The 19,609-nt window shown below is 76.0% G+C and carries 16 protein-coding genes; 8 read left to right on the top strand and 8 right to left on the bottom strand.

Going from position 1 to position 19,609, the window contains the following annotated elements; translation table 11 throughout:
* Positions 1-885 precede the first annotated feature (885 nt).
* Positions 886-1,116, top strand: a complete 231-nt coding sequence (locus ACWFQ8_RS13765) for a response regulator transcription factor (protein ID WP_453786390.1) — start codon at positions 886-888, stop codon at positions 1,114-1,116.
* A 27-nt stretch (positions 1,117-1,143) separates the two neighbouring features.
* On the opposite strand, the gene ACWFQ8_RS13760 is transcribed toward ACWFQ8_RS13765, so the two are convergent.
* Positions 1,144-1,551, bottom strand: coding sequence for a RidA family protein (locus ACWFQ8_RS13760; protein ID WP_453786389.1), 408 nt, complete (start codon positions 1,549-1,551; stop codon positions 1,144-1,146).
* Between the two features lie 179 nt (positions 1,552-1,730).
* On the opposite strand from ACWFQ8_RS13760, the gene ACWFQ8_RS13755 reads away from it, so the two are divergent.
* From ACWFQ8_RS13755 to ACWFQ8_RS13745, 3 genes are all read left to right on the top strand, one after another.
* Positions 1,731-2,111, top strand: coding sequence for a winged helix-turn-helix transcriptional regulator (locus tag ACWFQ8_RS13755; protein WP_453786388.1), 381 nt, complete (start codon positions 1,731-1,733; stop codon positions 2,109-2,111).
* 1,531 nt (positions 2,112-3,642) lie between these two features.
* Positions 3,643-5,772 (top strand): PIG-L family deacetylase, encoded by a 2,130-nt coding sequence (locus ACWFQ8_RS13750; protein ID WP_453786408.1) that lies wholly within the window; start codon positions 3,643-3,645, stop codon positions 5,770-5,772.
* Between the two features lie 209 nt (positions 5,773-5,981).
* The gene (locus ACWFQ8_RS13745; protein WP_453786387.1) at positions 5,982-6,485 is read left to right on the top strand and encodes a hypothetical protein; all 504 of its coding nucleotides are present in this window, start codon (positions 5,982-5,984) and stop codon (positions 6,483-6,485) included.
* Positions 6,486-6,526: 41 nt separating this feature from the next.
* Here the strand turns inward: ACWFQ8_RS13745 and ACWFQ8_RS13740 are convergent, their stop codons facing one another.
* Positions 6,527-8,035, bottom strand: a complete 1,509-nt coding sequence (locus ACWFQ8_RS13740; RefSeq protein ID WP_453786386.1) for a hypothetical protein — start codon at positions 8,033-8,035, stop codon at positions 6,527-6,529.
* Between the two features lie 551 nt (positions 8,036-8,586).
* Here ACWFQ8_RS13740 and ACWFQ8_RS13735 point away from each other — a divergent pair.
* Entirely contained in the window at positions 8,587-10,086 is a 1,500-nt protein-coding gene (locus ACWFQ8_RS13735) for a hypothetical protein (protein WP_453786385.1), read from the top strand.
* Positions 10,087-10,107: 21 nt separating this feature from the next.
* On the opposite strand, the gene ACWFQ8_RS13730 is transcribed toward ACWFQ8_RS13735, so the two are convergent.
* From ACWFQ8_RS13730 to ACWFQ8_RS13715, 4 genes are all read right to left on the bottom strand, one after another.
* Positions 10,108-11,046: a 2-dehydropantoate 2-reductase gene (locus ACWFQ8_RS13730; RefSeq protein WP_453786384.1), complete on the bottom strand. Its 939-nt coding sequence runs from the start codon at positions 11,044-11,046 to the stop codon at positions 10,108-10,110.
* The gene (locus ACWFQ8_RS13725; RefSeq protein WP_453786383.1) at positions 11,043-11,585 is read right to left on the bottom strand and encodes a winged helix-turn-helix transcriptional regulator; all 543 of its coding nucleotides are present in this window, start codon (positions 11,583-11,585) and stop codon (positions 11,043-11,045) included. The genes ACWFQ8_RS13730 and ACWFQ8_RS13725 overlap by 4 nt, the downstream gene beginning before the upstream one ends.
* A 121-nt stretch (positions 11,586-11,706) precedes the next feature.
* Positions 11,707-12,219 (bottom strand): hypothetical protein, encoded by a 513-nt coding sequence (locus ACWFQ8_RS13720; RefSeq protein WP_453786382.1) that lies wholly within the window; start codon positions 12,217-12,219, stop codon positions 11,707-11,709.
* A 166-nt stretch (positions 12,220-12,385) separates the two neighbouring features.
* Positions 12,386-13,729: a radical SAM protein gene (locus tag ACWFQ8_RS13715; RefSeq protein ID WP_453786407.1), complete on the bottom strand. Its 1,344-nt coding sequence runs from the start codon at positions 13,727-13,729 to the stop codon at positions 12,386-12,388.
* A 345-nt stretch (positions 13,730-14,074) separates the two neighbouring features.
* On the opposite strand from ACWFQ8_RS13715, the gene ACWFQ8_RS13710 reads away from it, so the two are divergent.
* Together ACWFQ8_RS13710 and ACWFQ8_RS13705 are read left to right on the top strand one after the other, a co-directional pair.
* On the top strand, positions 14,075-14,287 hold the full coding sequence (locus tag ACWFQ8_RS13710; protein ID WP_453786381.1) for a hypothetical protein: 213 nt from the start codon (positions 14,075-14,077) through the stop codon (positions 14,285-14,287).
* Positions 14,280-16,370: a SpoIIE family protein phosphatase gene (locus ACWFQ8_RS13705; protein WP_453786380.1), complete on the top strand. Its 2,091-nt coding sequence runs from the start codon at positions 14,280-14,282 to the stop codon at positions 16,368-16,370. The genes ACWFQ8_RS13710 and ACWFQ8_RS13705 overlap by 8 nt, the downstream gene beginning before the upstream one ends.
* Before the next feature lie 483 nt (positions 16,371-16,853).
* Here ACWFQ8_RS13705 and ACWFQ8_RS13700 read toward each other — a convergent pair whose 3' ends face one another.
* Together ACWFQ8_RS13700 and ACWFQ8_RS13695 are read right to left on the bottom strand one after the other, a co-directional pair.
* On the bottom strand, positions 16,854-17,024 hold the full coding sequence (locus ACWFQ8_RS13700) for a hypothetical protein (RefSeq protein WP_453786379.1): 171 nt from the start codon (positions 17,022-17,024) through the stop codon (positions 16,854-16,856).
* Positions 17,025-17,354: 330 nt separating this feature from the next.
* Positions 17,355-18,788, bottom strand: coding sequence for an AMP-binding protein (locus ACWFQ8_RS13695; RefSeq protein WP_453786378.1), 1,434 nt, complete (start codon positions 18,786-18,788; stop codon positions 17,355-17,357).
* A gap of 300 nt (positions 18,789-19,088) precedes the next feature.
* On the opposite strand from ACWFQ8_RS13695, the gene ACWFQ8_RS13690 reads away from it, so the two are divergent.
* The gene (locus tag ACWFQ8_RS13690; protein WP_453786377.1) at positions 19,089-19,589 is read left to right on the top strand and encodes an anthrone oxygenase family protein; all 501 of its coding nucleotides are present in this window, start codon (positions 19,089-19,091) and stop codon (positions 19,587-19,589) included.
* Positions 19,590-19,609 lie beyond the last annotated feature (20 nt).

Raw genomic sequence — 19,609 nt, 5'->3', positions numbered from 1 at the left:
CGGGCCGGGGGGCCCCGGCCCCCCCGGCCCGCCCCCCCGCGGCAGCAGCCAGGGGCGAGCACCGGTGCGGGGTACGAGGGCCGGGGTACGAGGGCCGGGGTACGAGGGCCGGGCCTTGGAGGCCCGGGTCGGGGCACGAGGGTCGCGCCCCGGGCACGCAGACCGACCCCGTGGCGCGTACCCGACCCACGCGCGGCCGGGTCGCGGTGGCCTTGGCCCCCGGCCTCGGTCCCTGCCCTTGGCCTCTCCGGCCCGGGTCCCCGGTCCCGGTCCGGACGGGCGGAGGCGGCCGGTGTGCCCGTACGGCCGTCCGGGTCGGGGGCGGCGGACGTGGTCACGGTTCGTCGTGGGCGCCGGGGGCCGGGGCGGGGCCCGCCGGCGTCGCGACCGTGCCGGGCCGGCGGCTTCCCGCGCGGGCCGGATTGGGCCCGGGACACCAGGACCGAGCCGAGGGGCGAGGACCGGAACCGTGACCAGAGCCGGGCCGCCGGGGGCCAGGGGCGAGTGCGGACTGCGGCCTGCGCACCCCACCCCGGGGCACAGCCGCCGCGGGCGCCGGGGCCGCACGGGCCGCCGGGGGCGGGCGCGGGCACGGGTGCGGGTGCGGCCGGCGGACTGCGCACCCACCCCCGGGCACAGCCTCCGCGGGCCGCACGCGGCGCCGTCGGCGCGCCGACCCCTGGGGCGGGGCGGCCTTTCCCACGCGGGGCTTGTTCCACGCGCGGCGGGCGGGGCCTGTCACACGTCTGTGACAGTCGGCGGACCTCGTCATGACGTGCCGAGGCCAGTCTCTTTATACAGACCAAACGGGACATTCAGCACATGTTCCACTGCTTCCGACGACGTGAGCAGCGATGACCGAGCCGATCCGGCGGAGGAAATCCCATGAGCCTCACACTCGCCACGCCGCACGTCGAAGCCCCCGCAGCCGCTCTGGCCCCGCGTGAGCAGGAGGCCCTGCGTCACATCGCCGCCGGCCGCACCTACCTGCAGACGGCCCGGAACATGGGACTGTCCAAGCACACCGTCGACGCCTACCTGCGCCGTATCCGGGCCAAGCTGAACGTTCACAGCACCGCCGAGCTGACCCGGCTGGCCATCTCCCTGGGCCTGTGACCCCGGGCGCCGCGTAGGGGGGCCGGTTCAGTCGATGACGGCGGTGGCCTCGATCTCGACCAGGAGGTCGGGTGCGGCCAGGGCGGCGACGCCCACCCCGGTGAGCGGCGGGGCCGCGGTGATCCCCGCTCTCGCGGCCGCCCGGGCGAGGCCTTCGGCGAACAGGGGCATCTTGTCGGGGGTCCAGTCGACGAGGTGGACGGTCAGTTTCACCACGTCGTCGAAGGAGGCGCCGACCGCGGCCAGGGCGGTGGCGAGGTTGAGGTAGCACTGCTCGACCTGGGCGGCGAGGTCGCCCTCGCCGACGGTGGCTCCCTCGGCGTCCCAGGCGACCTGCCCGGCGACGAAGACCAGCTTCGCGCCGGTGGCCACCGACACCTGCCGGTAGAGGCCGACCTCCGCCAGTCCTTCGGGGTTCACCAGGGTGACGGTCATGGCTGACTCCTTGTCATGAGGGCGCCCGGCGCCCCCGAATCGCGCGCACCGGTTGTGGGCCGGCACGGGCCGGCACGGACCGGGCCGAGGACGCGGTTGGTTTCTTGTGGTTACTGGGGAACCGTAGGAGAGTGGCCGCCGGTACGGAAGAACGCACTTTTCGGTGACAGGGGAACCTGATGGTGACCAAGCAGCTCAACGGCGTGCCCGCCGACGCGGACCTGACGCGCGCGGACTCGTTGGCGCGGGAGATCTTCTCCGACATCGCCAACAAGTGGGCGCTCCTGATCATCGAGGCGATCGGGGAGCGCACCCTGCGCTTCACCGAACTGCGCGACGAGGTCGAGGGCATCAGCCACAAGATGCTCACCCAGAACCTGCGCATGCTGGAGCGCAACGGCCTGGTGGAGCGCGAGGTGCACCCCACCGTGCCGCCCCGGGTGGAGTACACCCTCACCGGGCCGGGCCGTGCGTTGCGCGTGACCGTCGCCGGGATGTGCGACTGGACCCGGCGCCACCTCGCCCATATCGACGCCTCCCGCCGCCGCTTCGGCTCCTGACGGGCCGGACGGCCCCCGTGCCCGCGCGCGGAGGGTCTCCCGCGCCCGGCGGCGCCCGGCCGTGCGTTGCGGGTCCTCTTGGGAGTTGAGCACCCGCGGTACGCGGGAGGCCCGCAGCCCTCTGGGCGGCTCCGGCCCCCCGACGCCCGCGCCCGGCAGCCGGGCGCGAACGGCTCGACGCGAACGGCCCGGCGCGAACGGCTGGACGCGAACGGCTGAGCGCCGTGGGCGGTACGGGGCCGTGGTACCGGGCGACGGAAAGGCGGGAGGCCACCGGGAACGGTTGCGGGGAGCGGTCGCGGGCGCTCTACCCGGTGGCGGCCCGGGCGGCCGAGCATGCCGCCGGGTCGCTGGACGCGCGGGGCCCCGCCGGCCTCCCCCGAACTAGTGGGAACTGCCCACCCCCACCGCGCACATCGGTCCGGCGGCGCCTTTGCCGACCGGGTTGAACGCCGCTCCCGACCCGGCCCGCGACCGGGGGCGCGTCCTGGGGCGCCGATGACGCGGCGCGGTACTCGGTGGTCGCCCGGGGCTGTCCACGGCGATCGCCGAGCACTGCGCGCCGGGCGGCCGCCCGCGCACGACCGGTAGGCGGCACGGACCCCGCCAGGCGGCTGCCCGCATACGACCCGGGCGACGGCGGCGGAGCCGACGACGGGGCACCCACGGACCGCACGGACCCCGCCGGGCCGCTGCCCACGCACGGCCGACGGATCACACGGACCGCACGGACCCCGCCGGGCCGCTGCCCGTGTACGGCCGACGGACCGCATGGCCGCGACAATGCGGTGGCTTTCACCGCCCCCCGTTCGACACCGCCCCCGCCGGGCTCGACCCGGGGCCTTGGAGGACACCTACGCGGCGCTGCTGCGGCCCGGCGGGTCCGGTCCCGGGTGGCGAGCCCGGGGCACGCCGGCCGGGGGACATCGCCTGGGCGGCCAGTGCGTCCTTCTTCGCCCCGGCCCGGGCCGCCTCGGGCGAGCGGGACAGGGCCGCGGCGGTGGTGGACCGGGTCCTGGCCGCGCGCAGTCCGCTCAGTGAGCTCCCCTGGAGACCGTCCACGCCAAGGCCGGCCCACAGCGGTGGTCGTTGCGCTCGGCTGGAGCGACACCCGGTGGTCCCGGCCCCCCAGCGGCTCGACGGGAAGCCGATGCTCACTCCGCCCGCGCCCACCCGCTCCTCCTGACCGCCCCGCGACCCGCCCTGCGTCCTCGTCGGCGGCGGCATCGACCGCGACCGGGTCGGACGCGGCCTCGGCCCCGGCGCCGAGGTCGCAGGGCGGGTCGCGGCCCGCTCGCGGGCGGGTCGCGGGGTCTCGCCGATCGACGCCCAAGACGTACCAAAAGGAACAAGTCGAAAATACGTCGCATACAACTTGATTTGGTTTTATATGCCTCTTGAGGGTGTGTCAGTCGTGAACGGGCGAGGCATACTCGGGGCCGGCCGTCTCCGGAAGTGGTGGAGCCATCGGGACACCGGCCCACCTCCTCGGCGGAATTCCGCACCGGATTCGACCCTCAAGGCGTTGCAGATGTACCTGGTCAGCCGCACCCGCCTCGCGGCCCTGTTCGCCGTGCTCGCCGTCGGCGCCGGCGGGATGACGGCCTGGGCCCACGGGTACGAGAGCGTGCGGGAGCCGGCCGCGGCCGGGGCGGCGGCCGTGCGCCCGAGTGTGACCGGCGGCACGGTGGTGCAGGTCGTCGCGCATCCCGACGACGACCTGTTCTTCATGAACCCGGACCTGAGCCGCTCCATAGCCGGCGGCGCCCGGGTCGCCACCGTCTACCTGACCTCCGGCGAGTCCGACGGCCGGAACGAGGCCCACAGCCCGCACCTGCGGGACCCGGCGCGCCCGGCCGACCACGCCGCCTACGCGGAGGCCCGGCAGAACGGCATACGGGCCGCCTACGCGCAGATGGCCACCGGGGACCGCACCAGTGCCTGGCGGCGCGGGTCCATACCCACCGCCGGCGGCGGGAGCGCCGAGGTGGACGTCCTGGTCGCCCGGCCCGAGGTCAACCTGGTGTGGATGCAGCTGCGTGAGGCCCGCAGCATCTCCGGCGACAACCCCGACAGCCTGCGCGGCCTGTGGGACGGCAGGATCGACGCCCTGGGCGCCCAGCTGGCCTCCGCGACGCCGGTCGCGTCCTGGTTCTCCTACACCAAGGAGCAGGCCGTGCAGGCCATCGCGGACGTGTTCGCGCGGTACCGGCCGACGACGATACGCACCCAGGACCCCACTCCCGGCCGGACGCGGGACGGCAAGGCCTTCCTGGACCACCAGGACCACATGTACGGGGCCCGCTTCGTGCAGGCCGCGGCCGAACGCTACGCGCGGTCCGCGGACCGGCCGCACTTCTCGGTGCAGAACTACGTGAGCTACCCCAACAGCTCGCTGCCCCCCACCCTCGACGCGCGGGCGGCCGAGGAGAAGCTCGGCTACCTCAAGACCTACGCCTGGAGCGACCACCAGGACTGGTGCGGCAGCCCCGCCGGCTGCGGCGACCGCAAGACCGCGACCCGGCCCGCCGGCGCCGGCTGGAGCCGGGCCATCCGCTACAGCCGGGGCGAGGGCACCTCCTGGATGACCGAGGGCGTCGCGGGCCGGTTGTGGGCCTTCGCCGTCCTGGACGGGCGGATGGCGTACTGGTCGCGCGGCGGCCCCCACACCGCCTGGCAGGGGCCCCGCCTGCTGCCCGGCGCCGGACTCGACGCGGGCGCGACGGCCGCCCGTCTCCCCGACGGCAGGATCGCGGTCTTCGCCACCCGCACCACTTTGGGCACCGCGCCCCAGGAGTACGGGCGCCACCTCGTGTACGCCGTCCAGGCCGCGCCCGACGGCGCGTTCGGCCCGTGGCGGTCCCTGGACACCCCGGACACCGGTGACATGTCCGGCACTTCGGCGATCAGTGCGCCGTCCGTCGCCGTGGACCGCGCGGGCCGGATGACGGTGTACGTACGCGATTCCGGGCGCACCCTCGCCGCCCGCGCGCAGGCGGTCCCGGGCGGCGCCTTCGGGGAGTGGCGGACGCTGGGCGGCGGCGGTCTGCAGGGCGATCCGGTCACCGCGACCGACGGGGCGGGCCGGCTCCACCTCTACGCGGCCACGGCCACGACCGTGCTGGCCTGGGTGCAGCCGGCACCGGGCGCCCCGCTGCGCGGCCCCTCGGCGACGGGGTTGCCGGCGACCACCGGTCCGCTCTCGGCGAGCGCACGGCAAGAGGGCGTACGCCTGTACTTCCGCCGGCCCGGCAGCGGCACGGTCGCCACGAGCCTGGCCACCGCGGGCGGGCCCGCGCCGGTGCTCTCCCCCGTCACCGAGGCCGGCGGGCAGGGCGGCTACGGCGCCGTCGGCGTCGCGGGCCCCCTGCTCGCGGGCCGCGCGGGCACGGGCACCGTCGGCGTGTCGGGGCCCGGTGGCGACACCGTCTGGCACGAGTCCCGGATGCTCTACACGGGCGCGCCGGCCGCGGTGGCCCAACCCGACGGCACGGCCCTCGCCGCGACCCTCGGCCTGGACGCCGCCCTGCACATCACGACGGCTCCCGCGGCCGGTTCCGAGCCGCTGGGCACGCTCCCGCCCTCCTCCCCCTGGCACCGGGCGGTGCCGTCCCCCGCGCTCGTACAGGCCGGGCGCGCGGGCTCCGGGTGGCAGCGCTGAGCGGTGCGGGCGAGGATGGCGCGGACCAACGCACGCCGGGCAGGCCCCGGCCGGGCCCCGGCGTGCGACCCCGGCCGCCTTCCGGCCTTCCGGCCAACCAACCCCTCCGACCTTCTCACCTTCTGACCTTCTGACTTTCCGACCTTTTGGCTTTCCGGCCTGGGCCTTTTGACACCCGGCCCGTGGGGCCGCCGGCGATCGGGGTGCCCATGACCGCAGGCTCCCGCGTGCGCGTGCGGCGCGGTGGGCGGCCGAGGACGGCGCGGGCGGCGGCCTGCGCCGCCGTGCTGGCGGCCCTGGTCGCCCTCGCGACCGGGTGCCGCGAGGAGGCCGTACCGGCCTGGGGGTATCCGGAGCTCGGGGCGCGCCTGGGGTCGCTGTCCCGGGCCGTGGAGGAGGGCTGCGCCGGCGCGGCCCCGGCCGGCTGCGGCGGCAACCTCGACCGGCTCGACGCCCTGGCCGGGCGCGCCTTCGCCGAGGTCCTGGACCGCAGGCTCCTCGACCAGGGGTGCCTACGCGCCCGCGAGGAGGTGCGGCGGGCGCGCCGGGCGCGGCTGGCCGCCGCCGAGCGGGCGCGGGCGGGCCGTGATCCGCGCCACGCCGGCCTCGGGCGGGCGGTGGCGGTCGAGCACGTCGCATACCGGCGGTTGCTGGCCGCGCTGGAGCGGGTGCGTGCCGCGCCGCCGCCCGGTGAGGGCGCCGATCCCCTGTGACCGCCGCCCTGTGACCACCCCCCCCGGGCCGGGATGCGGTCCTACCGCTGCCGAGGCGGAGACGGGGGCGGGGGTGGGGGTGGGGTGGGCAGGGGGGTGCCGTCGAGTGCCACGAGGGTCAGGACGGTGAGGGAGCCCGTCCAGGCGAGGGGGGCGACGGAGGAGGGCCGGCCCTGCTTGTCGACCTTCTCCGGCAGCTCGCCGAGCGGGTTCCTCTTGGACAGGACCCAGTCCAGGACGGGTTCGGCCTTCCGCGTCCTGCCCGTCGCGGCCCACGCGAGCGCGAAGAACGCCGTACTGGGTGTCCAGGCGTTCGCGCCCCAGGGCGCGGCGGGGTCGTTTCCGGGGGTCAGTCCCCCGTTGGGCAGGAGCAGTGCCCGCCAGGTGCTCGCCAGGGCCCGGGGCAGGTCGGCGGGGGCGGTGTTGAAGGGGGGTGCCATGAACGCCACCGCGCTGTCGCGGCCGTGGCGTCCGTCGGCGGTGCGCGGGTAGCCCAGGGGGGCGAAGCGTTTGAGGATTGCTGCGGTGAGGCGGCGCGCGGCCGACGTCCAGCGTGCCGCGTCCTGGGGGCGGCCGCTGCGGCGGGCGAGGTCGGCGGCGGCGTTGAGGCCGGCGAGCAGGGGGGCGGCGGTGCCGATGTTGGTGGTGGTCGTCCCCAGTTCCCAGTAGTCGGGGGAGGCGGGGGGCAGTCCGTCGGGGCGCAGGGAGTCCGCCGTGCGGTCGGCCGCCGTGCGGATCATCGGGTAGAGGGCGGCCAGACGGGCCGTGCGGGTGGGGCGGGGGGCGGTGCGGTACCACTGCCAGGTGGCCCAGGGGACCCAGCCGTTGGCGTCGAGTTGCCACGCTCTGGCGTCGGGCGGGCCGGATCCGTCGAGTTTCGTGCGGGCCTGCCAGGTGCCGTCGGGGCGCTGGGTCGCGGCGCTGTGGCGCAGGATCCGGTAGGCCTCGGCGTCGTGGCCGGTGTGTGCGAACGCGGCGCAGGCGAAGCTGGAGTCGCGCGGCCAGGAGTACTTCCAGCCCGGGCTCCAGCCCGCCGCCACGGCGCCGTTGGGGCGCAGCAGGGCGCGCAGGGACAGCAGGGCCCGCTCGGCGGCCGCGCTCTCGGCGGCGGTTCGGCCCGGGACGCGGCCGGAGGCCAGCCAGGCGCGGCTGTCCTGGATCTGCCGGCGGGCCGGCGCGTGGCCGGGGGCGACCTCGGTGGGGGCGGTGGCGCCGGCCGGCAGGTACATCCAGCGGCCGGATGCCAGGCGCAGGACGTTGCTGCCCCGGACGTAGCGTGCGCCCCGGGCGAGGGAGGGGGGCACGCCCGCGGTGGCGGTGGTGTTGGTCAGGAGTCCGGCGGTGGGGGTGGTGAGCGCCGACCAGGGCCCGTGGGCGTCCTGGTCGCCGGCGCGGATCCGCTTTGCGGGCGGCGCGGCGGTAAGGGCGTGCGGGGTGCGGGTGTCGCCGGTGCGGCGTCCGGCGGGTGGGCCGGCGGCGCACAGGGCGACGGCGACGGCCGCGAGAGCCGTCGCGAGCAGTGCCCGCCGGCTGAGCAGGAGACGGGGCATCGCCTTTTTCCCTCCGCCGGGCCCGCGGACGGGCGCACACCCGCCCCGTGCCATCGTGGAAGAGGGGGGCGCGGGCCGCCACGGAGCGTGCGCCGCCCGGGTGAGCCGGACCGCGGGGCGAGGGGCGCGCGGGCCGGTAGCCGTCCTGGCGCACCCGGGATGCCGGGGGCGACGAGCCGTGCACACCATGGGGGTTCGCGGGCCGTGCGGTCACCGCGGTCGGCGGGGCTCGCGCAACGGCCGTCCCCGGCGGCCGGCCCCTGCTGCGAAGGGGTGGTGAAGTGGGCGCTGCCGAGGGCGAGGACCGGGCCGGCGGCCGGGGGACGGGATCAGGTTCGGGGACGGGGACGGGGACGGGGACGGGTTCAGGAGCTGGGGCGGGTTCGGGTTCGGATTCCGGGGCGGGTTCGGGATCGCGTTCGGGTTCGGGGGCTGGGGCAGGATCGGGTTCCGGGGCGGGGGCGGGTTCGGGATCGGGTTCGGGTTTGGGGGCTGGGGCTGGGGGTCGCGGCCGCGGCTTGTCGCCCGGGCGGTTCCTTTCGGCGGCCGGGGTGGTGCTCGTCGCGGCGGCCGGGGCCCTGATCGGTGTGGGGTGTTTCCTCGGTCTGTACCTGCGGCCCACCTCCGACGACTGGTGCGCGGCGTGGAAGGCCCGCGACATGGGGGTCTTCGGCATCACCGCCGACTTCTACCTGACCCAGAACGGCAGGGTCGCCAACGCCTTCTTGAGCGGTGTCGTCTACGGGCAGGGCCCGGTCGGGACCAAGGTCCTGCCGACGCTCATCGTGGTGTTCTTCACCGCCGCGCTGATCCTGCTGGGGCGTCACCTCGTCCACTTCCTCGGCGGCCGGCCCCCGGTGCTGGTCCTGACCGCGTGCGCGCTGGTCCTCCAGGCGCTGCTGTACTTCGCGGGCACCCGCAGCTACCAGGTGCTGCTGTGGGCGCCCGCCACGATCTCCCACACCCTTCCGAGCGTCATCGGCCTGTGGGCGCTGCTGGGGGCGGTGGCGACCGTCCGCGAGGCCCGTCCCGCCGTCCGCAGGACCGGCTTCGCCGCCGCGTTCTTGATCGGCTGCGCTCTGGGCACCCTGAGCGAGCCGTTCGCGCTCGTCAGCGGGTTGCTGGCCGTCCTGGTCGCGCTGGTGTGTCTGCCCCGGCTGGGGCTGGCGGCGAACTGGCGCCCCTTCACCTGGTGCCTGCTGTGGTGCGCGGGGCTGCTGTGCGGCCTGGTCGTGCTCTCCACCTCCCCCGGCGCGCGGTGGCGCCGGGAGCAGCAGCCGGCCAAGGAGTCCATGCTCTCCGCGGGCGAGCTCAAGGGCACCTACCAGGGCTGGCTGCACCTGTGGGACTCCGTCACCGGCCAGTGGGCCTACCTCGCGGCCGCCGCGGTCGGTGTCCTGCTGGGCCTGGCGTGCGCGGCGGGCCGGGCCGCAGCGTGCCCGAGTGCGGTGGGCCCGGGTGCGGTGGGCCCGGGTGCGGTGGGCCCGGGTGCGGTGGGCGGGGGTCGGGCCGGGCGGGCCGGGCGGGCCGTGCCGCGCGCGACGCTGGTGGCCCTGCTGCTGCTGCCGGTGCCGGTGGTGGTGCTGGGCTCGTTCGCGGTGGTGGCGGGCCTGCGCAGCGGCTACGGGCCGAGCGGGTGGACGTACGCCCGGACCTGGACGAGTTTCCTCGTACCGATGGAGCTGGCGCTGTGCGGGTACGGGGCGCTGCTGGGGGCGTGGGGCGGGCGGTGGCTCTCGGGCCGGCGCGCCGCCGGGGCGGCGGTGGCGGGCGCGGCGGTGGTGGTGGGCTGCCTGACGCTGGCCTCGGTGGCGGTGCTCGTCCCCGCCGTGCAGCAGCTCACCACCCGGACGGTCACCCGTGCGGTGGCCTTCGACGCCCAGGACTTCCGTATCCGCGCCGAGGCGGCGCGCGGCGTCGCGGACGTGGGTTACCGGCCCCTGTACATCGGCGCGCTGGCGGAGCCGTTCTTCACGGGGAGCTACGAGCGGGACTGGGTCGCGGCCTGCGTGTCGAAGTGGTACGGCGTGGAGCGGATCCACCGCCGGTGACGGCGGCGGGCCCGCGGCGGTTCACGCGGCGGCGGGGCGGGGGCGGGTGGTGCGCTGCTGGTGGACGCGGAGTTGGAGGGTGGCGAGGTCCAGGAGCGGGGTGGGGACGGACAGGGCGCGGGCGCGGTCGGTCAGGTCGCCGAGGACGTGTTCGACCTCGGTGGGTGCTCCGGCGCTCAGGTCGCGGTAGAGCGAGGGGGTCAGGGGGGAGCCGGGGGTGGTCAGGACGCGGGTGGTCGCGGCGCGTTCGGCGTCGGGCAGGGGGTGTCCGGCGGCGGCCGAGACGGCGGCGGCCTCGGCGAGGACCGCCGGGCCCAGGGCCGGGCCGCCGGGGACGGCGTTGAACTCGCCGACGGCGCCGCGGGCGAGGCAGGTCGCGGCGGCCAGGCTCGCGATGAACACCCACTTGTGCCACATGGCGGCGATGACGTCGGGTACGGGCGGGGAGTCGATGCCGGCCGCGGCCAGGCGGGCGCGGATCGCTTCGGTCCGCGGGGAGGGCCGCCCGTCGCGTTCGCCGAGGGCGAGTTCGGCCGGCGGGGCCATCCGTACGATGTCGCCGTGCTCGTCCAAGGTGGTGACCACCTTGGCGACTCCGCCCAGGACGGCTTCGCCGCCGAACCGGGCGGTGAGGTGGTCCAGGTGGGCCAGGCCGTTGAGGAGCGGGACGATCGCCGTGCCGGGGCCGACGGCGGGGGCCAGGTCGGCGGTGGCCGCCGCCAGGGCGGTGGACTTCACCGACAGCAGGATGAGGTCGTAGCCGCCGGTCAGGGTGTCGGCGGTGACCAGTCGGGGGGTGAGGTGCAGGTCCTCCCCCATGCCGCGCACCCGCAGTCCCCGCTCGCGCAGGGCGGCGGCCCGGGCGGGGCGCACCAGGAAGGTGAGGTCCGCTCCGGTGTGGGCCAGGCGGGCGCCGAAGTATCCGCCGGCGGCGCCGGCTCCGACGGTCAGGATCCTCATGCGGGGGTGCCTTTCGTCAGGTGCAGCGGTCGTAGGAGCCGGTGCGGTCGGTGGAGGGCGCTGGTGACCGGGTCGTCGTCGGCGGCGGGCGGCGGCAGGCCGGGGCCGGGGGTGATCAGCAGGTCGGCGGCCTCGACGGGCCGCTCGCAGGCGGTGCAGCGGCCGTCGGGGGCGACGGGGGCGTCGTCGGCGGCGTGGCGGAAGATCCGCCGCACCCCGCCGGGGGCGGGGTGGTGGTCCTCGCCCCAGGCCGACAGGGCGCGGACGGCGGGCCACAGCGCGATGCCCCGGGGGGTGAGTTCGTAATGGGGGCGCGGGCCGCTCGCCGGCACCCGGGACAGCACACCGGCCGCGGTGAGGGAGGCGAGGCGGTCGGTCAGGACGGCGCGGGGAGTACCCAGGTGGGCGGCGAAGTCCTTGAAGCGGCGGACGCCGAAGAAGGCGTCGCGGACGATCAGGAGGGTCCAGCGCTCGCCGACGACTTCCATGGCGCGCGAGAGCGCGCAGGCCTGGCTCGGGTAATCGCGGGGCAGGGTCACCGGCCCACCCTAACCAGCCGGTTCGGTGACCGAACTGTTTTTTCGGGTTCCGGTCGCGGGGCGCGGGGGGCGGGGCGCGGGGCGGCGTGCGGGGCGGGCGTTCGCTCTTCGGCGGGGGGGGTCAGGGCAGGGCGTCGGTCACGGCGTCGGTGAGCATCATCCACAGGGGCTGGGCGCCCGTGCCGAAGGCGGAGGCCAGGAGGTAGCCGATGGAGGCGTCCGCCGGGCGGACGTCTCGGCCGTCCTGCCAGCGGGCCCGGGGGTGCTCGTCGCCGTCGCAGGAGAAGTCGCCGAGGTGGACGCCCTCGCGGGTGAGGCGGCTGGTGGTGAGGGAGTCGGGGACCAGACGGTAGCGCGCCCCGTCGTACGTCGCCTCCACCCGGTAGGAGCGCCTGCTCAGGCGGCCCTTGGCCGGGCGCAGGTCGGCGCGGTGGCCGTCGATGTGCAGGGTGAGGTTATCCGGGTCGCGGGTGCCGATGGCGACGGCCGGGTCCGGCGGGGAGGCGGCGTCGCGCCTGAGGGTCGCCGACGGGATCGCCCCGCCCTGGACGTCGATCCGGTCCTGGCCCTGGCGGCGGACGGTGATCTCGCCGAAGAGGGTGTCCGGGACGGGGGTGCCGGCGGTGTCGTTCACGGGTTCGTCCGCTTCGCTCGGTGGTCGGGGCGGGGGGCGGATGGTCTCGGCGTACGGCACGGACTTCGAAGATCATCCGCTCGCATTGTGCACCACCGCCCCGCCCGGCGGGACGCGGGACGGGACGGGACGAGGCGGCGGCCCGGGGTCAGGCGGTGGCCGGGGGTCAGGCGGTGGCCGGGGCGGGTTCCTCCAGGCCTTCCAGGCTGTCCATGAACGAGCTGACGGAGAACACCGCGCGGCCGGGGCCGGCCGGGCCGTAGCCGGGCGGGGAGCTGAGGCCGTACTCCTCCAGGGTCGCCCGGTAGGCCTCCAGGAGGCGGATGTGGTACTCCAGGGGCGCGCCCAGCGGGTTGGCCTTGCCCAGCGGGGTCGTCGGTTCCGGGCACCAGGTGGTGAAGCGCGGCACGACGCCGTGGGACATGAAGTACCGCAGGCCCTCGGTGGTGGAGTCGATGGCCTCGCCGACCTCGGTGAAGCCGTACGGTTCGGCCATCTCGATGCCGGCCACGAAGTTGGGGATGACGTTGCGGGGGCCGAACACCTCGGCGGAGTCCAGGATCCTGCGGTGCCACTCGTCGCGGCCCACGTAGCGTTCCTTGCCGGGGCAGTGGAGCTGGAACAGGCGCCGGTCCCACACCTCGAAGTTGGGGTGGTAGATGCGGATGCCGTAGTCGTGGAAGCGCTGCACGTCGGCGCGGGGCAGGGCCTGGGCGACGACCTTGCCGGTCCAGCGGCCGGGGAAGCGCTCCTCGATGGCCTTGGCGTAGTGGCCGTAGAAGTCGGCCTCGTCGCGGCCGGCGACGCGGGAGGTGATCGAGCCGCCCGTGAGGGTGTAGGCGCGGGAGGCGCCCGCGGTGTCGTAGCGGTCGATGATCTCCAGGGCCTCCAGTACCTCCTCGACCGGCTTGACGCCGGTGTAGGGGCGGCCGGCGGCCTTGTGCTGGCGCCAGTTGTGGTTGATGTCGCAGAACTGGCACTCCTCCTTCGCGCCGAAGTACTGGCAGACCCGGAAGACCGTCAGGTAGATGAGGTAGCCCCACTGGATGGTCGGGGCGACCTCCATCACCGACTTCCCGTTGGACAGGGTGTGCCGGTAGTACTCCGGCATCGGCGGCAGGCCGACGTCGGCGATCCGTACGCCGTCCAGGTAGAGGCCGAGCGTGCCGTCCTCGCCGCCGCGCACGACGTACGGGGAGTCGGGGTTGACCCGTACCGAGACCACGGTGCGGCGCAGGTCGTAGGGGCCGCCGGTGAGGACGATCTCCTCGGGGGGCCGGTTCAGGGCGGCGGCGCCGAGCTCGGGCAGGGTGCGGTGGTCGAAGGAGAAGATGAAGTACGACTTCGGCTTGACGTCGGTGCCGGCCCCGTCGGCGGTGCCGCTGAGCGCGGACTCGTCGAAGGCCATGCCGCCGCGCAGGAGGTCTTCCTTGACGACCGCTTCCCTGGGTACCTGCGGGAAGCGCTCCATCAGGTCCTCGACCAGCGCGGTACGGCGGACGTTGTCCATGTGCTGCTCCATCCCTGGCTCCTGTCGGGGCGTTCAGCAGCCTAACTCGCCGCTCCCCGGCGCCCTCGGGCGCCCGCCACCGGGGCCCGGGCCGGCGAGGGCGGGGCCGGGGGCGGTGGCGGGCGGGGGCCCGGGCAGGGCGGGGCGGGGCAGGGCAGGCCCAGTGGGGCAGGGCGGGGCGGGCCCGGGCAGGGCAGGCCCGGGTGGGGCAGGCCCGGGTGGGGCAGGGCGGGGGCGGGCCCGGGGCAGGGCGGGGGCGGGCCCGGGGCAGGGCAGCCCAGGCGGGGACGGGGCGGGGGCGGGGCCGGGGGGCGGGGCGGGCCGGGGCGGGCGACGATGAGAGGTGTGGAGGAAGCCCAGGTGCCGCCCGCGGCGGTGTGGCCGCGGGAGCTGACCGTGGTGGGCGCCCGCCGGGCGCCCGCCGGGCGGCTGCGCCGCTGCCGGTGGACCGGGCCGCCCGCAACCGGTACCCGTACCCGCGCCGGTACGTGCCCCCGTACGGGCGCGGGCGCGGCGGGCGCGGGCCGCGGTCCGTGGGGGCGGGTGCCCGATGGGTGAGGGACTGCCGCTGGAGGAGCTGGTCAGCGGCGCCGCGCAGGACGCCGGCGGATGGCTGGGCGCGCTGCCGGTGGCGCTGGTGGCCACCAGCGGCGAGGGGACGATCGTGCGGTGGAACCACGGGGCGCAGGAGCTGCTGGGCTACGCCCCGCCGCAGGTGCTGGGGCGGCACATCTCCGATCTGCTGCATCCGGGGGCGGACCGGAGTTTGGGCCGGTCCTTGTGGGAGACGGCCGCCACCGGGCGGGGGGTGATGGGGACGGTCACCGCCTGGCACCGGGACGGGCATCCGCTGGAGCTGGAGATCTGGGCGTGTCCGGTGCCCGACCGGCGTCGGGGGGCCTCGGCGGTGCTGGTGTTCGCGGCGGACGCGCACGCGGCGCGGCGGATCCGGGGGTCTTCGGCGGTGTGGGACGGGTTGTTCGCCCGCTCGCCGGTCGGGATCGGCGTGCTCGATACGCAGCTGCGGTTCCTGCAGGTCAATCCGGCGCTGGAGGCGATGAACGGGCTTGCGGAGTCCGCGCACGTGGGGCGGCGGCTGGCGGAGGTGCTGCCGGAGGTGAACGCGGGTGAGATGGAGGAGGCGATGCGGCGGGTCCTGGACAGCGGTGAGCCGGTCCTGGACCGGCGCCGCACGGGCCGTACGCCCGCGGATCCGGAGCACGACCGGGTGTGGTCGTGCTCGTACGTGCGGGTGGAGGACCCCGGGGGCCGGCCGATCGGGGTGATCGCCTCGCTCCTGGACATCACCGATCAGCAGCGCGACCACACCGACGCGGAGGCGGGCCGGCGCCGGCTGGCGCTGCTCAGTGAGGCCAGCTCGCGCATCGGGGCCAGTTTCGATCTGGAGCGCACGGCGCAGGAGCTGGCGGATCTGGCCGTGCCGCATTTGGCGGACGCCGTCACGGTCGATGTCCTGGACGGTCTGGCGCGGGGGGACGAGCCGGGGGCGGGGCTGTCGGGGGGCGTGTGGCTGCGGCGGCTGGGGAAGGCGCCGCTGACCGGTTCGGCCGTCACCCGTGTGCTGGCGCCGCTCGGGCGGACCCTGTCCTTCCCCGCCGCCGCCCCGTACACGCAGGCGCTGGCGTCCCGGCAGCCGTACCTGATCGCGCGGTTGGACGAGCAGGCCGTGGCGGCGGCCGCCCGGCACTCCCCCAAGCCCGCCCAGCTGGTGTCGACGGGCGTGCACTCGTTCATGATGATCCCGCTGGTGGCCCGGGACGTGGTGCTGGGCGTCGCGACGTTCTTCCGGACCCGTGCGGTGGGACCGTTCGGGTCGGAGGACGTGACGTTGGCCGGCGAGTTGGCGGCCCGGGCGGCGATCAGCATCGACAACGCGCGGTTGTACCACCACGAGCACGAGACGGCGGTCGTGCTGCAGCGCAGCATGCTCCCCCAGCACATCACGCCGCCGGCCGGGATCGAGATCGCGCACCGCTACCTGCCGGCCAGTGACGTCAACGAGGTGGGGGGCGACTGGTACGACGTGCTGGCCCTGACGGGCGGGCGGGCCGCGCTGCTGATCGGGGACGTGATGGGGCACGGCATCGCGGCGGCCGCGGTGATGGGGCGGCTGTCGGCGACGGTGCGGGCGCTGGCGCGTTTGGACATGCCGCCGGCGGCGCTGCTGCGTCAGCTGGAGGCGACGCTCGCCGATCTGGCGGAGCCGATGCTGGCGACGTTCTTGTACGTGGTGTGTGATCCGGTGACGGGGCGGTGTTCGGTGACGCGGGCCGGGCATCCGCCGCCGGCGGTGGCGGCGCCGGACGGGAGCGTGCGGCTGGTCACGACGCCACCGGGGGTGCCGCTGGGGGTGGGTGGGATCACGTTCACCACGACGGAGTTCACGCTGGTGCCGGGGAGTGTGCTGGTGCTGTACACCGACGGGCTGATCGAGGCGCGCAGCCGGGACATCGATGAGCGTCTGGCGGAGCTGACGGCGCTGCTGGGTGAGCCGCAGCAGCCGCTGGACCACTTGTGCGACTCGTTGATCACGCATCTGGTACCGGCGTCGGCCGACGACGACATCGCGCTGCTGGTGGCCCGGGTGGGCTCGGGCGGCGGCCGCCCCCCGAGCCGGTAGCCGCGGGCACCGGCGGGGGGGCGGGGGCGTTGACGCGGGGCCGGCCGGGCGCGGCCGGGCCGGGGCCGGGCGCGGTGCGGGCGGAGCCCCGGTGTCTCGGGCGGAAGCGGGGCTCCGGGGGTGGGCGGGTTCGCGGCAGGGGCGGCTGCGGGGGCGGCCGGCTGCGGTGGGCCGTGGTCGCGGCGGGCCGGTGTCCGAAGGTCCGGCCGCGGGCCCCGCTCCCCCGGCTTTGCGCCGGGGCGGGCTCGGCCCCGGCGGACCGGTCCGTGCGCCGCGCCCCGTCGGGCGGGGTCACCAGTGCTGTGACCGGCACGGTCCACCGGGTCGCGACGCCCGGCACGGCACCTCATCCCCCGGACTTCGCCCGGGGGGACCCCTCAGATCGTCGGACCGCGCACGTACGTGCCGTACGAGCTGCGGCCCTCCGCCGTGCGATGCACCGCACCGGACGCCGCAACCCGGCACACTTTTCCGGCCACAGCGCTAGTCGTCCGCGGCGAGGATCAGGTCGGCGGCGTAGTGCGGGCAGGTGGCGGTGTGCCAGGTGACCGACAAACGGCCCTGCTCAGCGCACAGGGTCCGCACGGTCCCATCGGCGGGAGTGGCCTTGCAGAAGGTACAGACGACGGTCTCGGACCTGACGAGATCAAACATGGTGGAGGTCCGTTCTCTCAGTGGCGTTCACCCGGACTCTCCAGATCTATCAAATCCGGGCGCCCCGGGCCCCCATACCCGCCAGTACACCACCGCAGCGCCCTCCTTTTTCTTCGCGTGGTGACGATCCGTTACGGCGCGTCGCACCTCGCGCGGGTGGCCGCCGGGGTTTCGAAGCCCTCCGGGCGGGGGCCTGCGCCGCGCCGCCGCACCGGTGCCGGAGTGCCGCACCGGTGCCGGCGGTTGCGGTGGAGGGCGCGGTGCGGTGGAGGGGCGGCGTACCCGAGACCGCTCGGGTGCCCGGTCGGTGGCGGCGCGGCCGGCCGGCCCTCAGGCCGGGTTGCGGGGCCCGCCGCCGGGCCGGTCGCCGGGCCGGTCGCCGGGCCGGTCGCCGGGGCGGTCGGTGGGGCGGTCGGTGGGGCGGTCGGTGGGCCGGTCGGTGAGTAGGAGGTGCTTTTGCGGTTTGCCCATCGCGTTGCGGGGCACGGCGGTGACGAAGCGGACCTCGCGGGGGCGTTTGTGCGCCGAGAGGTGGGCGGCGACGAACTCGGTGAGTTCGGCTCCCGAGACCCCGTCGGCGACGACGAAGGCCACGATCTTCTGGCCGAGGTCGGTGTCGGGGACGCCGACCACGGCGGCCTCGCTCACCCGGGGGTGGTCCAGCAGCGCGTTCTCGACCTCGCCGGCGCCGATGCGGTAACCGCCGGACTTGATCAGGTCGGTGGAGGCCCGGCCCACGATCCGGTGGACGCCGTCCGCCTCGACGGCGGCGATGTCCCCGGTACGGAACCAGCCGTCCTCGGTGTAGGCGGCGGCCGTGGCGTCGGGGCGGCCCAGGTAGCCGGAGAACAGGGTGGGGCCGGTGAGTTGGAGTTCCCCGATCTCCGCGCCGGGCTCGGCCGCCAGGCGGGTGCGGATTCCGGGCAGGGGGGTGCCGACGGTTTGGGGGCGGACCTCGCCGCCCGCGCGGCCGCTGACGGTGATCAGGGTCTCGGTCATCCCGTAGCGTTCGACGACGCGGTGGCCGCTGAGGCGTTCCAGGTCGCGGAAGACGGGTGCGGGCAGGGCCGCGCTGCCCGATACCAGGAGGCGGGCGGTGGACAGGGCGCCGGCCAGGGCCGGTTCGGCCGCGATGCGCGACCACACGGTGGGTACCCCGAAGTACAGGCTGCCCTCGGCTTCGGCGTAGGCGCGCGGGGTGGGGCGGCCGGTGTGGACGAGGCGGCTGCCGGTGCGCAGGGCGCCCAGGACGCCCAGGACCAGGCCGTGGACGTGGAACAGGGGCAGTCCGTGGACCAGGGTGTCCTGGGCGTTCCACTGCCAGGCCTGGGCGAGGGCGTCCAGGTCGGCGGTGAGGGCGGCGGTGCTCAGGACCACGCCCTTGGGGGCGCCGGTGGTTCCGGAGGTGTAGAGGATCAGTGCGGGGTCGGCGGGGTCGGGGGCCGGGCCGGGATCGCGGGAGGAGCGGCGGGCGAAGTCGACGGGCAGGATCGCGGCCCCCGAGTCGCGCAGGATGTGATCGCGTTCGGCGGGGCCGGCGTCGGGGGGCAGCGGTACGCAGGGCACGCCGGCCAGCAGGGCGCCGACCACCGCCGCGACGGTCTCCAGGGAGGCCGTGGCGGTCACGGCGAAGGCGGGGGCGCCGGCGATGTCGGCGGCCACCTGGCGGGCCGCGCCGAGGAGTTCCTCGTAGGAGGCGCGGCGGCCGGCGACGGTGAGGGCGTCGGCGCGGTCCCCGTGGACACCGGTGAGGGCGCTCAGCATGACGGCAACTCCCGTGGGGGTGACGGCGGGTGGACGCCGTCAGCCTACGGGGAGCCGACCGGCCCGCACCGGCACGGCACGGCGGCGGGTTCCGGGGGGCGGTGGTTCGTCCGGCGCCGGGCGGATGCCCCTATGATGCGGCGGAACCGGGGCGCGGCAGCGCAACGGGGCGGTTACGCCATCGCACGGCACGGGTCCGTACGGCAGGGCACGGGCACGGGTTCGCACGGGCACGGCACGGCGCTGCACGGGTACGGGTTCGCGCGGCACGGTTTCGCAGGTGGGTTCGGGCGGGGGGAAATGCGGGTGGAAACGGCACGGTTGGCGTCGATGGTCGCCGCGACGGTCACCATGGGTCTGATGAGCGGGCTCTTCTACGCTTTCGCGGTGTCGGTGATGCCGGGGTTGGCGCGCGCCGGGGACCTTGCGGTCATCGAGGTGATGCGGCGGATCAACGTGGCGATCCTCAACGGCTGGTTCCTGGTCGGCTACCTGGGGGCGCTGCTGTTCACGGCGCTTGCGGTGGGGTTGCACCTGGGGGACGGCCGGCGCGGTCCGCTGGGTCCGCTGGTGGGGGCGCTGGTGTGCTACGTCGCGGTGATGGCCGTCACCGGGCGGGTGAACATCCCGCTGAACAACGCGTTGGAGCGGGCCGGGGCCGCGGAGCCGGTCGCCGATCCGGCGGCGGTCCGTTCCGCCTTCGAGGGGCCGTGGGTGCGTGCGAACGTGTGGCGGGCGGTGCTGTGCGCGGTGGCGCTGGGTCTGCTCGCCTGGGCGCTGGTCCTGCACCCGAACCGTTGAAACCCCCGCCGGGGGGAGCG

The sequence above is a fragment of the Streptomyces sp. NPDC055254 genome (assembly GCF_053606025.1).
The sequence above is the reverse complement of the archived record's forward strand: the minus strand, read 5'-3'. Positions and strand labels throughout refer to the sequence as shown.